Consider the following 17,696-nt stretch of genomic DNA (forward strand, 5'->3'; position numbering starts at 1 on the left):
CGATAAAACTTAAGTGTACTTCTTATCCACAAAGTATATAACTTAAAATAGCTTAAGTGTTTACAAAACTTTTGTGACTTTTGTGGTTTAATAAAAAAAATAAACAGTTTTTTTCGTGAAATTTAGAGTCTAATTCTTTTAATGTTGAAAGAAAAACGATTTACTTATATTTGTCGCAAAGCAAATTTAAATGTTCAAAAAAGTAATCACTGTATTTATTCTTAGCTTTTATACGGTTTTTTGTTCGGCCCAACAGGTTCGACCCTCCAAATCATCTGAAATTTACCGTGAACTCAAAACACTGAAACACCTACCTAAAGTTTTATACCTTGCGGCTCATCCCGATGATGAAAATACAGGATTGCTTTCCTGGTTAATTAACGATCAAAATGTAGAAACGGGTTATTTGTCTTTAACCAGAGGCGATGGGGGTCAGAATTTATTAGGTACAGAACAAGGTGCTGCATTGGGTTTAATCAGAACGCATGAGCTTTTAGAGGCAAGAAAGTTAGACGGTGCCCAACAGTTTTTTACCCGGGCGATTGATTTCGGGTTCTCAAAAAATACGACCGATACCTTTAAACAATGGGATGAAGATAGTATTATAGCGGATGTAGTTTGGGTGATCCGTAAATTCCGTCCGGATGTGATCATTTGTCGTTTTCCTCCTACTGCTGCGGCAGGTCACGGACAACATGCGGCTTCGGCTGTGGTTGCAGAAAAAGCTTTTAAGCTGGCAGGCGATAAAACGGCTTTCCCAAACCAACTAAAATATGTTAATGCATGGCAACCAAAACGGGTATTGTGGAATACTTACCGATTCGGTGCGGTCAATACGACAACTGAAAATCAACTGAAAGTTACCGTTGGGCAATATGATGCGCAACTGGGAATGGGTTATGGTGAATTGGCAGGACTAAGCAGAAGTTTACATAAAAGCCAGGGTGCGGGAACACAGTCTGTAGCCGGCATCAGAACTGAATATTTTGCCCACGTTGTTGGTGAACCTGCAAAAGCAACACTTTTTGACGGAGTAGTTAAAACCTGGACCGCAAAAGGAAACGCTGATATTGACCAATCATTAGATAAAATTATTTCCGCTTTCAATTTCAATAATCCTGATCTTAGTTTACCTGCTTTGCTTGCTTTGCGAAAAAAGGTGATGGCACTGAAGGATGTGGACCTAAAAAGGGATAAAATTAAATCTCTTGACAATATCATTTTAAGCTGTGCCGGGTTTATGGGTGAGGCAGTTACCAATCAGGCTGAAGCTGTTGCTGGGGATCATTACAATTTCAGGTTAAATTTGATTTCAAGAGCTTCTGATCCTCTTGTTGTAGAAAATATAAAGTGGTTAAGTCAGTCGGAAAGTTTCAACAGAAAACTATCAAAAGATTCTTTAATTACCATTCAGCATGACATTCAGATTCCTGCAGATGCAGCACTTACAGAACCTTATTGGTTGGCAAAATCTCCCACGAACGCAGCCACTTTCTCTGTTCCAAACGATACTTTAATCGGTTTACCTGAGGCAGAATCACCACTGAATGTTTTGGTTGGTTTAAGAATCGGTTCAGAAAAGTTTCAGGTTAAACTTCCTTTATCTTTCAAGAAGTTAGACCCGGTGCGTGGTGATGTAGTCGAAGCCTTGCGCATTGTTCCTGCATTGGAACTGAAATTTACACAACCGCTTTATGTAGTCAAAGAAAATGAAGACTTACATTTGAGTTTAAACTTTAAGGTCAATTCCAACAAACAGTTCACTAATGGTAAACTAAGCCTGATGTATAATGGAGAACGATTAGGCAGCACTGATGTAAATTCACTTAGTGGGAAAGATTTTACCGTGGATTACGTTATTCCAAAAACTAAGCTTGCATCAATCAAATCATCTCGCTTGCCATTGGATGCCAATTTTGTCGCAGATGGAGTCACTTATAATAAAAAACAGGTATTAATTCAGTATCCGCATTTACCTTCCTTACAATATTTTGCGCCTGCCACTGCTGTCGTAATGAAAGGCGATATTCAGGCGAAGGTTAAAAAAGTGGGTTACATCGAAGGAGCGGGCGATTTCATTCCTGAGTTTCTACGTATTGCAGGTATTCAGGTGGATGTCTTGAAAGACGAAGATTTTTATGGCAATATAGATGAATCTGGCGGAAATAGTAATCAAAACAAGCTGTCACAATATGATGCCATCGTATTGGGTGTTCGTGCCAATAACACAGAGAAAAAGCTGGGTCGCTGGATGCCTTTTTTATGGTCTTATGTAAAAGCTGGCGGTAATTTGGTGATGCAGTATAACACCAACCAGGATACAACCGTTGACAAATTGGGGATATACAATTTCAGTATTGCCAACAAGCGTGTTACCGAAGAAAATGCTGCGGTTACGTTTTTAAATCCAAATCATAAATTACTGAACTTCCCGAACAAAATTACTGCGGATGATTTTAAAGGTTGGGTACAGGAACGGGGTGCTTATTTCCCTGCTCAATGGGATGCGGCATACGAACCGCTTTTTGAAATGCACGATACCGATGAAGAGTCTCTTCAGGGATCAACTTTATATGCTAAATACGGGAAGGGTAATTTTATTTATACACCGTTAGCATTTTTCAGACAGCTGCCTGCGGGAAATGTTGGGGCGGCACGTTTATTTTTTAACTTTTTATCTGCACAGAAAAACTGATGAACAATAAACTTAAAAATTGGAATATCTGGTACCTATTACTAGCAGTTGCATTAGTAGTTCAGATTGTATTTTATTATTTGTTTACTAAATTCTGGGCATGAGTAATATAGATTGGACAGTTCTCATTTTTACACTTGTTGCAGTGGTTGTTTACGGCGTATTTATAGGTCGTGGCCAAAAAAGCAACGAATCCTACCTGAAAGCTGATAACAAAATGCCTTGGTACATTGTGTTGATAGGTATTATGGCTACGCAGGCAAGTGCCATTACATTTCTTTCAGCACCGGGTCAGGCTTATACAGACGGGATGCGTTTCGTCCAGTATTACTTTGGTTTGCCTTTGGCGATGATTGTGATCTGCATCACTTTCATCCCGATTTTTCAACGTTTAAATGTTTACACGGCCTATGAGTATTTAGAAAACCGTTTTGATAAAAAAACAAGGGTGCTTACTTCATTACTTTTTCTTTTTTCCAGAGGCTTATCAACCGGAATCAGCATTTACGCTCCGAGTATCATTTTATCAAGCGTTTTAAACTGGAATATTTATGTAACCAATATTTTAACAGGTGGCATTCTGTTGATTTATACCTATGTTGGCGGTGCAAAAGCGATCGCTCACACCCAAAAACTACAGTTTCTGATTATTCTGGGAACAATGGCTTTTGCAGGTTATTTGCTTATTCAAAATATGCCAAACGGAATTGGTTTTAACGATGCGCTTTATCTGGCAGGGAAATCCGGAAAGCTTAATGTCATCACCACAGAATTCGATTGGAAAGATAAATACAATATTTGGAGCGGGTTAATTGGCGGATTTTTTCTGGCACTTTCTTACTTCGGTACAGACCAGAGTCAGGTCGGGAGGTATATTACTGCGAAAGACAATACCAATGCAAAAACGGGCTTGTTGTTGAACGGATTGGTTAAAATTCCGATGCAGTTTTCTATTTTATTGATTGGTGCCTTGCTTTTCGCATTCTTTTCTCTAAAACCGGCTCCGATTTATTTTAACGAACGCTCTTATCAACATTTAAAGGAAGCAAAACCTGAACAGGCCGCGGTTTTTGAAAAAGAACATCAGAATTTGCAACTCAAATTTAATGCAGAATCGAAAGAAATTCTAAAGTTGAAAGAAAACAACTCTCCCCAACTCAACAAAACGATTCAGGATTTTAAAAGTACACAGGCTCAAGTAAAAGCATTGCACGGCAGGGTAGAGGAAGCTATCAATCAATCAAACTATAATGCAGAGAAAACGGATACCAATTATATTTTCCTGTATTTCGTAAAAAATACCTTGCCGGTAGGGATGATCGGTTTACTGTTTGCCGTCATTTTTCTGGCCAGTTGGGGTTCCATTTCGGCAGCGCTGAATTCTCTTGCCGCTTGCTCATTAAAAGATGTTCATTTGATATTTAAAAAAGAAATTCCCGATGATGCAACCGAATTGAAGTACAGTCGCCTGCATACTTTAGCCTGGGGTATATTCTCAATCGGCGTTGCCATGTTTGCCACTCAAATGGGTTCTCTTATTGAAGCAGTTAATGTATTGGGCTCTCTTTTCTACGGCCCGATATTGGGGGTTTTTCTAGTCGCCTTTTACTATAAAAAAGTCGACGGTGCGAACGTGTTTATTTCTGCAATTTTATCAGAAATTGTGGTTATTGCCGTTTATAAGTTCGATATCATTTCTTTCCTTTGGCTTAATGTAATCGGGGCAGCGGCAGTCATTATATTTTCTGCAATCGGGTTATTGTTTTATAAGCCGAAAGCAGTAAATTCGTAAACCAATAACAAACAAAAATATTATGAAAACAATGATTAAATCTGTTACCGTAGTTTTTGCTGCAGTGACGCTTTCAGTGAATGCCTTTGCACAGGATACTAAAAAACCTGCCAGCCCTCCGGCTACTGCTACGGGAAAAATTAAAGATGCTACCATTACAATTGCCTATAGCAGTCCTTCTGTAAAAGGGCGTACCATCTGGGGTGGTTTAGAAGCTTATGATAAAGTTTGGCGTGCAGGTGCCAATGAAGCAACAACTTTCGAAACGGATAAAGACATTACCGTTCAGGGTAAAAAACTGGCTAAAGGTAAATACAGCTTTTTCTTAATTCCTAAAGCATCCGGAACCTGGACTGCGATTTTTAACAAAGAACCCAAACAATGGGGTGCTTATAAATACGAACAAGCTAAAGATGCTTTACGTGTTGACGTAAAAACAAAAGCTTTACCAGCAACACAGGAAAATTTAGTTTATAAAATAAACAGTAATGGATTCACAATGGATTGGGATAAAATCTCCGTTCCTGTAGAGATCAAATAAATTTGAATATTAGAAATTAAAATCCCGTTAATGCGGGATTTTTTGTTTATTGTATCAAAGGTTACTATTTGTGACAATTTCAGACTGTTTATTTAAAACAGACTAAGCATTTTACGCTTAAAATGTCGAACATTAAAAATATTAGATTGTAAAAGTTTGATAAAAAAGATGATTTATGGGCATAAAAAAAGAGACAACTATCAAATAGTTGTCTCCTTAAGTGACCTCGACAGGATTCAAACCTGTAACCTTCTGAGCCGTAATCAGATGCGCTATTCAGTTGCGCCACGAGGCCATTGTTTCCTTATTGTTTAAGGGTTTGCAAATATAGCACTTTTTTCTTTTCTTTGAAATATGAAACTAAGAATTTTACTACTATTTGCGTTTTGTATTCTAATATCCTGTAAAAGAGAACAAAAAATTTCATCCAATGGTTGGGATACCATCTCAAGCAGGGTGGAGTATAAGAAAGATAGCCATGCTTTTGAGCTAAAATCGGGGAACTACACCTATAATTTTAGAAAACATCAGACTCCTTTTAGGAAAATTATCTTACTTAATGCAAGTTTAATGGGGTATGTTTCTGCCCTAAACGCAGAAAATTTAGTTATTGGCATTTCCAGTCCTGAGTATATTTATTCTGAAAAAATACAAAACCTGGTGAAAGAAGGAAAAATTCAGAATATCGGGAGCGATCAGAAATACGATGTAGAAAAAATTATTTCTTTAAAACCGGATGCTGTTTTTACCAATTACATTCCCAGTTTTGAGAATACCTATCAGTTATTAAAGAACAATGGCATTCAGGTTGTGTTTCTGGATGAATATATGGAACAGAAGCCTCTTGAAAAAACAGCTTATTTAAAAGTGTTTGGTGGGCTACTGGGAAAGGAGAAAGAAGCGGATAGTCAATATCAGGAAATTGAAAAGAACTATAATGAACTCAGGAAGCTGGCAGCTCAGGCAAAGGAAAAGCCTCTTGTGCTTTCCAATGAGATGTATGGAGATGTTTGGTACCTGCCGGGAGGAAAAACATCTGTAGCGCACTTTATTGCTGATGCTAACGCCCAGTATATTTTAAAAAATAATAATGATGAAAAGGCTGTAACCATGAGTTTTGAGGAGGTTTTTGCAAAAGCAGGAGGTGCTCGCTACTGGGTCAATGCAGGAAATCATGTTTCTAAAAAAGAAATCCTGGATATGAATCCTTTTTATGGAAAATTAGAAGCTTTTAATCAAGGTAAGATTTTTAGTATTGCAGGAAGAGAAAAGCAAAAAGCTAATGACTTTTTCGAAAGTGGAGTCGTAAGAGCGGATTGGGTTCTTAAAGACTATATTAAAATCTTCCACCCTGAGCTTCTTCCAAATTATCAGTTGACTTACATGAAAGAATTGCAATAACTCGGAGTATTTGTTTATTTTTGTATCGCTTTTTTAAAAGGTATGTGGAAAAAAATAAAACAACTGTTGTTTATCGTTCTTATTCTGAATGTCGTATTTATCATCTGGGGTAGATTCTTCAATCCTCCCATCACCATTACACAAATTGGGGGACTTTTTGAATACGGAAGATTACAGAGGGATTATATTTCCTATGATGAAATGGGGAATAATGTCAAGAAGGCTGTATTAGCATCTGAAGATCAAAAATTTTTCTCCCATAATGGGTTTGATTATGATGCTATTGAAAAGGCGATGAAGAATAATGAAAAAGGGAAAAAAGTAAGAGGCGGAAGCACTATTTCCCAGCAGACCGCAAAGAATATTTTCCTTTGGCAGGGAAGAAGCTGGATCAGAAAAGGGTTGGAAGCTGCTTATACCTTTATTATTGAGAAAGTATGGGGTAAAGATATTATTTTGGAAAGATACCTGAACTCTATTGAGATGGGGCAGGGTGTTTTCGGAATAGAAGCTGCAGCAGAATATTATTTTGGAAAATCTTCTAAAGACCTTTCTGTTTCTGAGGCGGCGTGGATTGCGGCAGTTTTACCGAATCCTAAAAAATATGACCCTAAAAATCCTTCTTCTTACTTGAATAAGAAGCACAATTGGATCATGAGACAAATGAGAAATGTGAGTTTGAAATAGTATCATTATCTTTGCACTAATGAAATTCTTCAATTCCAGCACAAATTTTGAATCTATTCTTAAAAAATACTTTTCTTTTAAGAATGATACGCTCTCTTTAGAACCTTTTTGCGACTTTGTAGAAAGTGTGAAAAAGACCGACTTTACAGTTGTTGTTAATTTTTTTAAATCTAATCCTGAATTTGCTGAAAATTTTAAGTATTACATTAACAATATCTTTAAAGACAGACCTTTTAATCTTTCGTTGACCGAGGCCAATATCCTTTCGGAAAACGCTTTCTTTCCCGAGCTTAAAAAGAGAATTCTTAATAAGATTCTTCCTCCGGTAGAAAAAGAAAAAACAGTCTGGTATCTGATAGACAATGTCAGCCTTACTCCTAAAAAAGATCTGGAGTATCTTCATAATCTTCCTGAAAATGAAATCAATGAATTTCTGACTATTTTAGGAATCTCAGATTTTATCACAAAAAGCAATGTGAAAAAAGAGCTTGTCTTTTCGATGAATATCCTTTCCTGGAGGGTTACCGGAATGGCGATGGAAGTGGAAGTTGTAAGGATGGCTCCCGAATACAGAAATTTCGATAATCCTTTTTTGGCTTTACAAAATGAGCTGGAAGCACTTGCGGAAGACCTGGAAAATAATCCTGATCTCCAGCTGCATTCCAAAGATAGCTGTTATAAGCAGATTAAGATTTACACCCAACAGTGTAACGAATTTGTCAATATAGCTTTTAAAAACTCTTCTAAATATGGAATTTCGGGTAAGATTAACCAATCTCTTTTAAAGATCCGACAGCAGACCGACCGGATTTATGAAATCTTGAAGCTCTTGGTGATCAACAATGAAGAAGATATTATTATTAAATCAAAGCAGTTGATTTTTAATATTGTGAGCTATAAATCTCATAAAAATAATATTTCTGAACTCATCAATGACAGCACGAGACTGATCTCGCACCTGATTACCAATCATACTGCGGAGACAGGGTCCCATTATATTACCTCTACCAGAAAAGAGTACATGAAGATGTTCTATAAAGCCAGTGGCGGTGGTATTATTGTAGGGGCGCTTTGTGTTTTGAAAATGCTGTACGGATATATTCCGGGAAGTGATTTCTCCCATGCATTCTTGTATTCCATGAATTATGCGATGGGGTTTGTCATGATTTATCTGATGGGCTTTACACTGGCTACCAAACAGCCGGCAATGACTGCGGCAACCATGACCAAAGTATTGGCAGAAGAAGGGTACAGTAAAAGAAATAATACGGAATTTGCCCACCTCGTTTCAAAACTATTCAGAAGCCAGTTTATAGCATTTGTAGGAAATGTATTATTGTCGTTCCCAATTGCTTTGGCTATTATATATGGACTTGATGTCTTTTTCTCTCAAAACCTGGCGATTGAAAGATCGGATAAACTGCTTCAGGATCTGGACCCGTTTAAGTCCAAGGCAATCCTGCATGCAAGTATTGCAGGTTTTTATCTTTTCATTTCCGGGATTATTTCCGGGAATATAGGAAACAACTCTGTATTTTATCAGATCCCTGAGAGGATTGCAAAAAATATTTCGATCAGAAAGCTTTTTGGAGCTAAGTTCGCGAAAAGCCTTTCCAAATATTATGCGAAAAACTGGCCGGGAATTGTCTCTAACTTTTGGTTTGGGGTATTCCTTGGAGCTACAGCCCCTGTAGGACTGTTTTTCGGACTGGATCTTGATATCCGACACATTACGTTTGCCGCAGGTAATTTTGCGATTGGATTGTATGGAAAAGATTTTTCGGTAGATTCCTATACTTTTTGGATATCTTTTATAACGGTATTCTTAATAGGGTTCTTTAATTTCCTGGTAAGTTTCGGATTATCGATGTTTTTGGCATTCCGATCAAGAAAGCTGAATTTTGGACAGGTAAGTGAAATCTATAGAGAAATATTCAGGTATTTTCTTAGCCATCCGTTTAAATTTTTCTTTCCTTTACGTTCAAGGCTGGATAAAAAGGCAGATGACCTGATGAGCAGTACGATTACTACAAAATCTGAAGATCATTAAACTTTTCAGCTCCGAATTTATCCTGGAATTTTTTTAAATAAAAGCTTCTTCGCATTTTGAAATCATTTTTCAGAAGTGGTGAAATGATTTTGATGTAGATACACTGATCGTGAATATTGACACTTTTGATTTCATTAAACAGACTTTCATCCAGATAATCTTCCAGGAAATCTTTAATTTCAAATGCAACTAATTTATCTTCAAAACCATAGATTCTGGCAAAGGATTTTACAAGTTCTGAAGATTGATATTCACGTTTTTTTCTTTTCATAGTATGAGGTTCGAGTTAACGGGTTCCGAGGTTCGGGTTTCGTGTTGACGAGTTGCGAGGTTCGGGTTGACGGGTTATAAGACTCGATGTTATTTTTTAATATAGGTTATAGTGATTATTCTAATGAGATATTTTCTGATTTTAATACTTTGATTGTATGTCTGATATTTGAAGTTTATTTATGAACTGCTCTCGTTCCAGTTTTCCTTTACCCATTTTTTATACATATTAATTTTTCCACCTAACAGGTTATATTCTTTTTTTAGTCCTTCAAATTCTAAAGCGAATTCAGGGTATAATGCTATAATTTTTTCTAAATGATTGATGGTTTCATCATTACTGGCATGGCTGAAATTAAATGCAAAATTGTAAAATTGCGGATTCGCGAAATCGCTTTAATTTAGACAAAACTAATAATATTCTATTTCTTAATTAAATGCGAGTCCAGCACCTCGAATCTCGTACCCCGCATCTCGCCTCATATCTCAAAAATAATACTCTCTTCATTGATTTTCTTGACCACACTTTCTGTACGTTCTTTATGCGTATCCGTAATAAAAATCTGTCCGAAGTTTTCCTGGTTGACCAATTCAATCAGTTGGGCAACTCTATGATCATCCAGCTTGTCAAAAATATCATCTAAAAGAAGGATAGGGGTTTTGCCAGTGAGTTCCTTAACAAGACTCATCTGAGCCAGCTTTAGGGAAATAAGGAAGGATTTTTGCTGTCCCTGGGAGCCTATTTTTTTTATCAGAACCGTATCCATTTCAAAAAGCAGATCATCTTTATGAATTCCTTTTGATGTGTAGGTCAGCATCCGGTCTCTTTCCAGGCTTTCTTTTAATAAATGTTCAAAAGGATTTTCTAGTAAATGAGATTCATAAATAACAGAAACCATTTCTTTTCCACCGGAGATAATCTGATAGAAATTTTGAACGATAGGATTCAGCTGAGAAACAAATTCCCGTCGCTTTTCGAAGATTTTAGTCCCAAATGTTGTGATGGGATCATCATAGATTTCTAACGAATCTTTATCGAAGACTCTGTTTTTAGCGAAATATTTTAATAAGGCATTCCTTTGCTGAATCGTTTTCTGATACTGAATCAGATCAAAAAGATAAGCTGAATCGGTCTGACAGATCATCGAATCCAGAAATTTTCTTCTGCTTTCCCCGGAATCTGAGATCAGGTTGGAATCATAAGGGGAAATCATTACACTAGGTAAATATCCGATATGATCGGCCATTCGGTCGTAGCTTTTGTCATTTTTCTTAATGATCTTTTTAGCTTCTTTAGGCTGAGATATTTTTATGGTATCTTCGCTGTCATCATTGTCAATTTCTGCATCGATCGTAAAAAAGTCCTCTTCCCTTTTAATATTATTAAGATCGGTGTTTCCTAGAAAGCTTTTTCCTACTGATAAATAGTGTAAAGCATCCAGAATATTTGTTTTTCCAGCCCCATTATTCCCTACAAAGCAATTGATCTGAGGTGAAAATTCAAATTTTTTCTCAGCATGGTTTTTAAAATTGTACAGGGAAAGTTTCTTAATAATCATTTGTCAAAAATACTTCATTATTCCTAAAAATAAAAAAGGAAGTGCAGAACAGGTTTCAACTCCGAAAGAAAAATAGGCGTCATCTCTCTTGTTTTCAGAAAAATAAATAAGAATATAGGTAACAATACTCGCCAAAAAAAATGAAAAAGAATACTGATACTCCAGAGTAAAGATGGCTATAATTAAGCTTGTAAAAACAAGCAGATAGGCAATGTATTTCGTATCCTGTATACCTATGATCTGTGGAAAGGTTTTCACGGTGTCGCTTTTCATATCTCTGATGTCAAAAGGAAGAACCAGGGCTGTAATAAAAAAGAAACTTATAAGAAAAATTGGGAGATTGAATTCAGGCAGCGTAAGCCAGCAATTGACAAGAGCCCATACCAATCCTACATAAAAGACTTTCAGGAGGGGAATTTTTCTAATATATACATCGAGAAAAAAGCTGTTATAAAGCAACCCTAAAACCACAATAATAAACCATTTTATTAATCGTATTCCGTTGTGATTATGAATGATTAAAAATGCACAAATTACACCTGCTATAGCATTTAGTATTAATATTTTAAGAAAATGACGGGTGTATTGATACTTTGTGTACAGGTATCCACTAAAATAGGTGATGAAAATTAAGAATACAGAAGGAAAACGGAATGTGTTTTGCTCTTCCATGAAAAATACTGCAAAGAGAGTTCCCATTAATGAGACATAAAATTGGCTGTCAATGACGTATTTTTTCAGTATTTTTAAGAAATTCATTTATCAAAAATAACGTTTATGAAAAGATTTTCCAAGATTTTTATGCTTTTGCTTTTAACACTGAATTTTTCAGCTGTTTTCGCTCAGAAGTATTACGATACGGAGTGGAAAAAGATTGAAGAAAATAGTAAGAAAGGAGCCTATAAATCAAATCTTCCCATTGTTTTAGACATACAAAAACAAGCTATGAAAGAAAATAATACGCTTCAGCTGATCCGTTCTCTGAAAGCTGAGTTCAGTATTGTAAACCAAACTACCGACGATGACCAGAATAATTCTGCCTCAAAGTTTTTTAGTAAACTGCAAGATGCAGAAAAGCAATTAAAAGGGGATGAGAAGATCATTTATAAAGTACTCCTGAACGGATTCTTTTTAGATTACTATAATCAGAATGCCTGGCAGGTTAATGGCAGAACGAATATCAACTCACAGGATATCACACAGATTGAAACATGGAGTAAGCTGGATTTTAAAAATTACCTGACTAAAAGCTTTCAGGAGCTCGATCAGCAGAAGCCTGCAATGAAGAAAATTGCATTGGCAAAATATAAAGAAGCTTTCTCCAATACACAGGATATTACTTATTTTCCAACGCTGTTGGACTGGTATTCTCTTAAAAAAAACAATTTCTTATCAGAAAACGGTCTTTTTACCAAAAATGAAATCACGGAAAATAAAACACTGATCAATACTATTTTTGATGAATTAATTGCTCAGAACAATGGAAATTCAAAGTTGTACTTCATGCACCAGAAATTGTCAGAGAACTGCAATTTAAACCAGTGCAAAGATAAATTAGCACAGCTTCAGAATCTTTTGAAATCTAATGAAGCAGGAGATTATAAAGTTCTGATCATGGATGCTATCATGAATGAACTGATCGCCAAGAAACAATCCAAAGAAGCATTGGCCGTTGCTAATCAGGCTAAAAGTGAGTATCCGAAATCTCCTTTTCTGGAAAACATTAGAAATAAGGAGAGCCAGATCACGAACCCGCTTTTAAACATTAAATATGAGCAGCAGACCCAGGCTAACCTGCCGATCCATTTTGTGGCAGAATATAAGAATGTTCCTGAATTTTCATTACATATTTACGAAGTAAAAGAAGACTTTACTTCGTTGATGCAGTATATTAAGAATTCCTATGGGAATACTTTTGCAAGAGTGAAAAAGAACCTTGTAAGAAAGGAAACGTATCAGCTTGGCAATGCTAAAGATTACCAGTCTCATAAAACCTCTTTGGAAATCAAACCACTTCCTTCAGGGGTATATGTTGTAGAATATCTGGTAGCGGGATCTGATAATGACGGGAAACAGAATTTTTATTTTTTAGTTTCTAATAATAAGGTCATCTATCAAAATAAAACAGACAGAAATCAGCTGGCCAACGAATTGAAACTGGTCAACAGTGACAATGGTAAAGCTGTCATCAATGAAAATCTTACCTTTTATGAATTTGTTGCCAACAAGACTTTAAACAAAGTTGATGGAAAAACGAATGATAAAGGAGTATTCAAATTTCCTTCCACAGCAAGTAATGACTATTACAGAACATTTCTGATCCAACAGCCTAAAAGCAATGATTACCAAATCATGCAGGTCTATGGAAATAGTATAAGTTCGGAAGATTATAACCCTAATAAAGTGGCCCGTACGAAAGCTCAGATCTTTACAGACAGGGCTATTTACAGACCGGGACAAATCGTTTATTTTAAAGTAATCAATACGAAAATTGATAAAGAAATAGAATCTGTAGCCTCCGGATTAAAACAAAAGATAACATTGCTTGATGCTAACAGCGAAGAAGTTTCTACACAGAATTTCTCAACCAACGAATTCGGATCGTATCACGGGAGTTTCATTCTGCCGAAAGGAAAGCTTAACGGTACATTCTATCTAAGCACGGATGGAGGAACCCAGGGATATAAAGATATCAGGGTTGAAGAATATAAACGACCTAAGTTTGAAGTGACTTTCGATCCTGTAAAAGACGAATATAAGTACGGTCAAACCATAGAACTTAAAGGAAAGGCTACCATGTTTTCAGGGGTAGCTCTGAGCAATACGACGGTACAGTATGAAATCAAAAAGCATAATATCCGATGGAGGTATTTCTGGTGGTATCCTCAGGGAGACGACAATGAAAACTCTATTCTTGGAGAGGCTAAAACCAATGAAAAAGGTGAATTTGTTATTCGTCTGGATCTTAAAAAAGATGAGAACCTTGAAGGAATCCAGATTGATAATTATGAAATTAATGCTTCTGTAACAGATATTAACGGAGAAACTCAATCGGCTAATACCCAGTTAAAAGTAGCTTCTGTTTCCCATTATATCAAAGCAGACGAAATCAAAAACGCTTTTGCCGGAGATAATGTAAAAGTGAAAGTTGAAACGAAAAACTATAACGAACAGAATCTTAAAAAATCATATCAGGCTAAATTGTCTAAACTACAGACTCCTGATCGTATTTTCAGAAAGAATTTTGAGAATGCAGTTCAGGATATGCCGCAATTAACGAAAGATCAATTCATCAGTAAATTTCCTCATGATCTATTTGATAAGAATGATGAAATGAAGAATTGGAAAGCTGAAAAAATTCTTTTCAATAAAGTTCAGCAACCTGGTGCGGATTTGGTCTCTGATCTTGATCTTGGTAAATTGGAAGCCGGAGATTATCAATTGGAATTATATAATATTGAAGGTAAAGACACTATTAAATCTTTACAAAATTTCAGTATCTGGGATAAAAATTCTTTAAAACCGAATCAGAAAACATTCCTGACGGTTCTTGAACCTAAAAGTGAATGGACCAGAGGAGAAAAAGCAAAAGTATATGTGTACTCTGCTATTCCGGATGCCGTGATTAATATCTTCGTTCAGGATGGTTCGGGAAAAACCGTTTCCGAAACACAAAAACTGAAAAACGGAACTTTAGAATACCAGGTAGAAATCCCTAAAGATAAAAGTATATCTGCCCTGAATCTTCAGTTTCAAATGGTTGCTTTTAATGACGTACAGACGGAGTCGGTTAATTTAAAAATTAAAAATTCAGAACAGCCTTTAAAAATTGAGACCGTTACTTTCAGAGATAAATTAGAACCTAATTCAAAAGAAAAATGGTCTGTTAAGGTTTCGGGGAATGATAAAGAAAAGATCAATGCTGAGGTTCTTGCCAATATGTACGATATGTCTTTGGATCAGTTTGCCGTGAATACATTTAATTGGGAGAATATATACAGTCCATACACTGTTATTACGTCATATGATATCAGACAAGACCTTTTACAGAAGTACTATCAAAAGAGAGTCAAGTATTTTAATGGGAAATCTGTTGAAGTACCGGTTTTCGACTGGTTTGACAACTCTCTTTACTATGATAAGACCGTACTTAATGAATTAGGAGGTAAGGCTGGTGGTATCCAGGTCAGACGTGAGCTTGGCTACAAGACAGCATATCCGCCTACCGCTATTGCTGCTAAATCGGAATTAACAGTAATGGAAGATAGAGTGGCACATGAAGTAGAAGTGACAGATGTGAAAAATAATAGTAAAGGAGCGAAATCTGAATCTCAGGAATCTTTAGAGAAAGTTCCGGTTCGTCAGAATCTGAATGAAACTGCATTTTTCTATCCTGCTTTAAAAACGGATGCAGAAGGAAACGTTAATTTTGAATTTACTTCTCCTGAAGCGTTAACGAAATGGAAGTTGATGTTTTTAGCACATACCAAAGATGCCAGAGCTGCAACATTAGAAAAGCAAGTGGTTACTCAGAAAGAATTTTCAGTAACTCCTAATTACCCTAGATTTTTAAGAGAGGGTGATGAGCTGAATTTACAATCAAAACTTTCAAATCTTACAAATAAACGATTATCAGGTTCTGCCGTTTTACAAATATTAGATGCTTTTAGCAATGAGGATATTTCTTCAAAATTCGGAATCAATTCCGGAACCCAGAATTTTGATTTGAATGAAAATGGAAATTCAGCGGTTACATGGAAGGTAAAAGTTCCGAACAATGTTTCATCCATCATTTTAAAAGTAGTGGCAAAAGCGGGAGCATACTCAGATGGTGAGCAGCAGGCCATTGCCGTTTTACCCAACAGAATGTTGGTGACAGATGCCGTTCCTGTTTTTGTAAAAGAAGGAGAAACCAAAACATTTGTATTGGATAATCTTAAAGATGCAAACTCAACAACACTTGCTAATGTTTCAAATACGTTGGAGCTGACTACAAACCCGATCTGGGAAATTATGTTTGCTCTGCCAAGCTTGAAAAACGATCAGAACAATTCTGCCGATGTAATCTTCAATAAATGGTTTGCAGATGTTTTAGCTTCTGAAATCTTTAAAGCAAATCCGAAAATGAAAACGGTTTTCAAAGAATATCAGAGCAAAGGATTATTAAATTCAAATCTTGAAAAAAATCAGGAACTGAAACAATTGCTGCTTGAAGAAACACCTTGGGTACTGGAAAGTAAAAATGAACAGGAGCAAATGCAAAAGCTGGCTCTGTTATTCGATGCCAATACCATGAAGAATTCGATTAATCAGGATTGGGATGATTTCAGGAAATTACAAAATCCGGATGGAGGTTTCTCCTGGTATTCAGGTTATCCAAGTTCTTACGGAGTTTCCCTGTATATTCTTAAAAATCTAGGGAAGATCAATGTATGGCTAAAAGATCAAGTGAAAGATTACCAGAGTTCAGCGCAAAATGAAATGGTAGCCCAATTGGTACAGTATGTAGATAATGAAATCAATAAATATGCTGATGAAACAAAAGAAAATGTGTGGAATAACTGGACATTGGATTATTTGGATACCAGAAATTATTGGGAAAAGCAATATCCTTTAAAAGGAAAAGGAGCTGCTCTGAAATCATTGGTAAAACAAAAAGCCAAAACGGCAAAGATTACTGATTTTACATTCTTCGGACTTCACCGTGCAGCTTTATTAATGAGTGATTACGGGTTGAAAGAAACTTCAGATAAATTGATGACCTATCTTAAAGAAACTTCTACGGACACTAAAACTCAGGGAGTATACTGGAAACAGAACCTTAATGATTGGGGCTGGTTCAGTTCAAAAATTGTCAATCATGCAGGAGCATTGGAAGCCTTTAACAAGCTGAAGCCGAATGATCAGAACTTTATTGAAGAAATGAAGATATGGCTGGTGACCCAGAAAGAAGTTAATTCGTGGGGAAGTTCGAGAGGAACTTCTGAAGTGATTTTCACAATTCTGAATTCAGGAAAATCATGGACGGGTGCAGAAAGTGATAAAGCAACAATTGTTTGGGGTGGTAAAGAACTGGTTCCGCAAACACAGGCGACAGGATATGTAAAGTCTACGATAAAAACAGATGTGATAGATAAAAATCTGGGTACGGTTACTGTAACAAAACCAGGTCCCGGAATTGTACAAGGAGGATTATTCTGGCAGTATTATGAAGATCTGGATAAAATAAAGTCTTCAGAAAGCTATATATCCATTACCAAAGAACTTTATAAAAAGATAAAAACCGTTAATGGAGAAGAGTTGCAAAAAATCTCTGCCGAAACCCCTCTAAAAGTAGGAGATAAGGTAACGGTAAGAATGATTCTGAATACAGACAGACCTATGGAGTTCATTCATATCAAGGATATGCGTGCTGCAGGATTTGAGCCTGTAGATGTGTTGTCCGGATATCAATGGAAGAATAATCTGGGATATTATCAGTCTACAAAAGATGCTTCCACCAACTTCTATATTCAGTATATGCGAAAAGGAAAATATGTATTTGAATATGATTTTGTAGCTAACGCATCTGGAAAATTCTCCAATGGAATTACTACCATGCAGAATTATTATGCACCGCAAATGAATGCGCATACAAAAGGCAGTAATATTCAGATTTTGGAATGATTTTTGGCTAATAGCGAATAGTAAATAAAAAAGAA

At 36.2% G+C, this 17,696-nt stretch carries 10 protein-coding genes and 1 tRNA gene; 7 read left to right on the forward strand and 4 right to left on the reverse strand.

The features are described 5' to 3' along the window. Positions 1 to 190: 190 nt before the first annotated feature. From CJF12_RS01580 to CJF12_RS01590, 3 genes are all read left to right on the forward strand, one after another. The gene (locus tag CJF12_RS01580) at positions 191 to 2,695 is read left to right on the forward strand and encodes a PIG-L family deacetylase (RefSeq protein WP_034685965.1); all 2,505 of its coding nucleotides are present in this window, start codon (positions 191 to 193) and stop codon (positions 2,693 to 2,695) included. Between the two features lie 100 nt (positions 2,696 to 2,795). Then, complete coding sequence (locus CJF12_RS01585; RefSeq protein WP_034685967.1) at positions 2,796 to 4,487, forward strand: sodium:solute symporter; 1,692 nt, start codon at positions 2,796 to 2,798, stop codon at positions 4,485 to 4,487. 22 nt (positions 4,488 to 4,509) lie between these two features. After that, positions 4,510 to 5,028: a DUF2911 domain-containing protein gene (locus CJF12_RS01590; RefSeq protein WP_034685968.1), complete on the forward strand. Its 519-nt coding sequence runs from the start codon at positions 4,510 to 4,512 to the stop codon at positions 5,026 to 5,028. 221 nt (positions 5,029 to 5,249) lie between these two features. Here the strand turns inward: CJF12_RS01590 and CJF12_RS01595 are convergent. Further along, positions 5,250 to 5,323: transfer RNA gene (locus tag CJF12_RS01595), tRNA-Arg, on the reverse strand. 365 nt (positions 5,324 to 5,688) lie between these two features. On the opposite strand from CJF12_RS01595, the gene CJF12_RS01600 reads away from it, so the two are divergent. The 3 genes from CJF12_RS01600 to CJF12_RS01610 are packed head-to-tail and all read left to right on the forward strand — an operon-like array spanning position 5,689 to position 9,166. Continuing rightward, positions 5,689 to 6,429 (forward strand): ABC transporter substrate-binding protein, encoded by a 741-nt coding sequence (locus tag CJF12_RS01600; protein WP_394336999.1) that lies wholly within the window; start codon positions 5,689 to 5,691, stop codon positions 6,427 to 6,429. Positions 6,430 to 6,471: 42 nt separating this feature from the next. After that, positions 6,472 to 7,116, forward strand: coding sequence for a monofunctional biosynthetic peptidoglycan transglycosylase (gene mtgA / locus CJF12_RS01605; RefSeq protein WP_034685969.1), 645 nt, complete (start codon positions 6,472 to 6,474; stop codon positions 7,114 to 7,116). A 19-nt stretch (positions 7,117 to 7,135) separates the two neighbouring features. Beyond that, positions 7,136 to 9,166 carry a recombinase gene (locus CJF12_RS01610; RefSeq protein ID WP_034685970.1) on the forward strand — a complete coding sequence of 677 codons (2,031 nt, stop codon included), beginning with the start codon at positions 7,136 to 7,138 and terminating at the stop codon, positions 9,164 to 9,166. Here the strand turns inward: CJF12_RS01610 and CJF12_RS01615 are convergent. The 3 genes from CJF12_RS01615 to CJF12_RS01630 form a co-directional block, all read right to left on the reverse strand. Next, a complete protein-coding gene (locus CJF12_RS01615; protein WP_034685972.1) occupies positions 9,144 to 9,437 on the reverse strand; it encodes a hypothetical protein in 294 nt (97 codons plus the stop codon). The two genes, CJF12_RS01610 and CJF12_RS01615, sit on opposite strands and share 23 nt — an antisense overlap. Before the next feature lie 478 nt (positions 9,438 to 9,915). Beyond that, positions 9,916 to 10,995: a DNA replication/repair protein RecF gene (gene recF, locus CJF12_RS01625; protein ID WP_034685973.1), complete on the reverse strand. Its 1,080-nt coding sequence runs from the start codon at positions 10,993 to 10,995 to the stop codon at positions 9,916 to 9,918. Between the two features lie 3 nt (positions 10,996 to 10,998). Next, a complete protein-coding gene (locus CJF12_RS01630) occupies positions 10,999 to 11,754 on the reverse strand; it encodes a UbiA prenyltransferase family protein (protein ID WP_034685976.1) in 756 nt (251 codons plus the stop codon). A gap of 18 nt (positions 11,755 to 11,772) precedes the next feature. On the opposite strand from CJF12_RS01630, the gene CJF12_RS01635 reads away from it, so the two are divergent. Then, a complete protein-coding gene (locus CJF12_RS01635; RefSeq protein WP_034685978.1) occupies positions 11,773 to 17,661 on the forward strand; it encodes an alpha-2-macroglobulin family protein in 5,889 nt (1,962 codons plus the stop codon). The last annotated feature ends 35 nt before the right edge of the window (positions 17,662 to 17,696 follow it).

The sequence above is a fragment of the Chryseobacterium piperi genome, assembly GCF_002285635.2.
GTDB classification, from domain to species: domain Bacteria; phylum Bacteroidota; class Bacteroidia; order Flavobacteriales; family Weeksellaceae; genus Chryseobacterium; species Chryseobacterium piperi.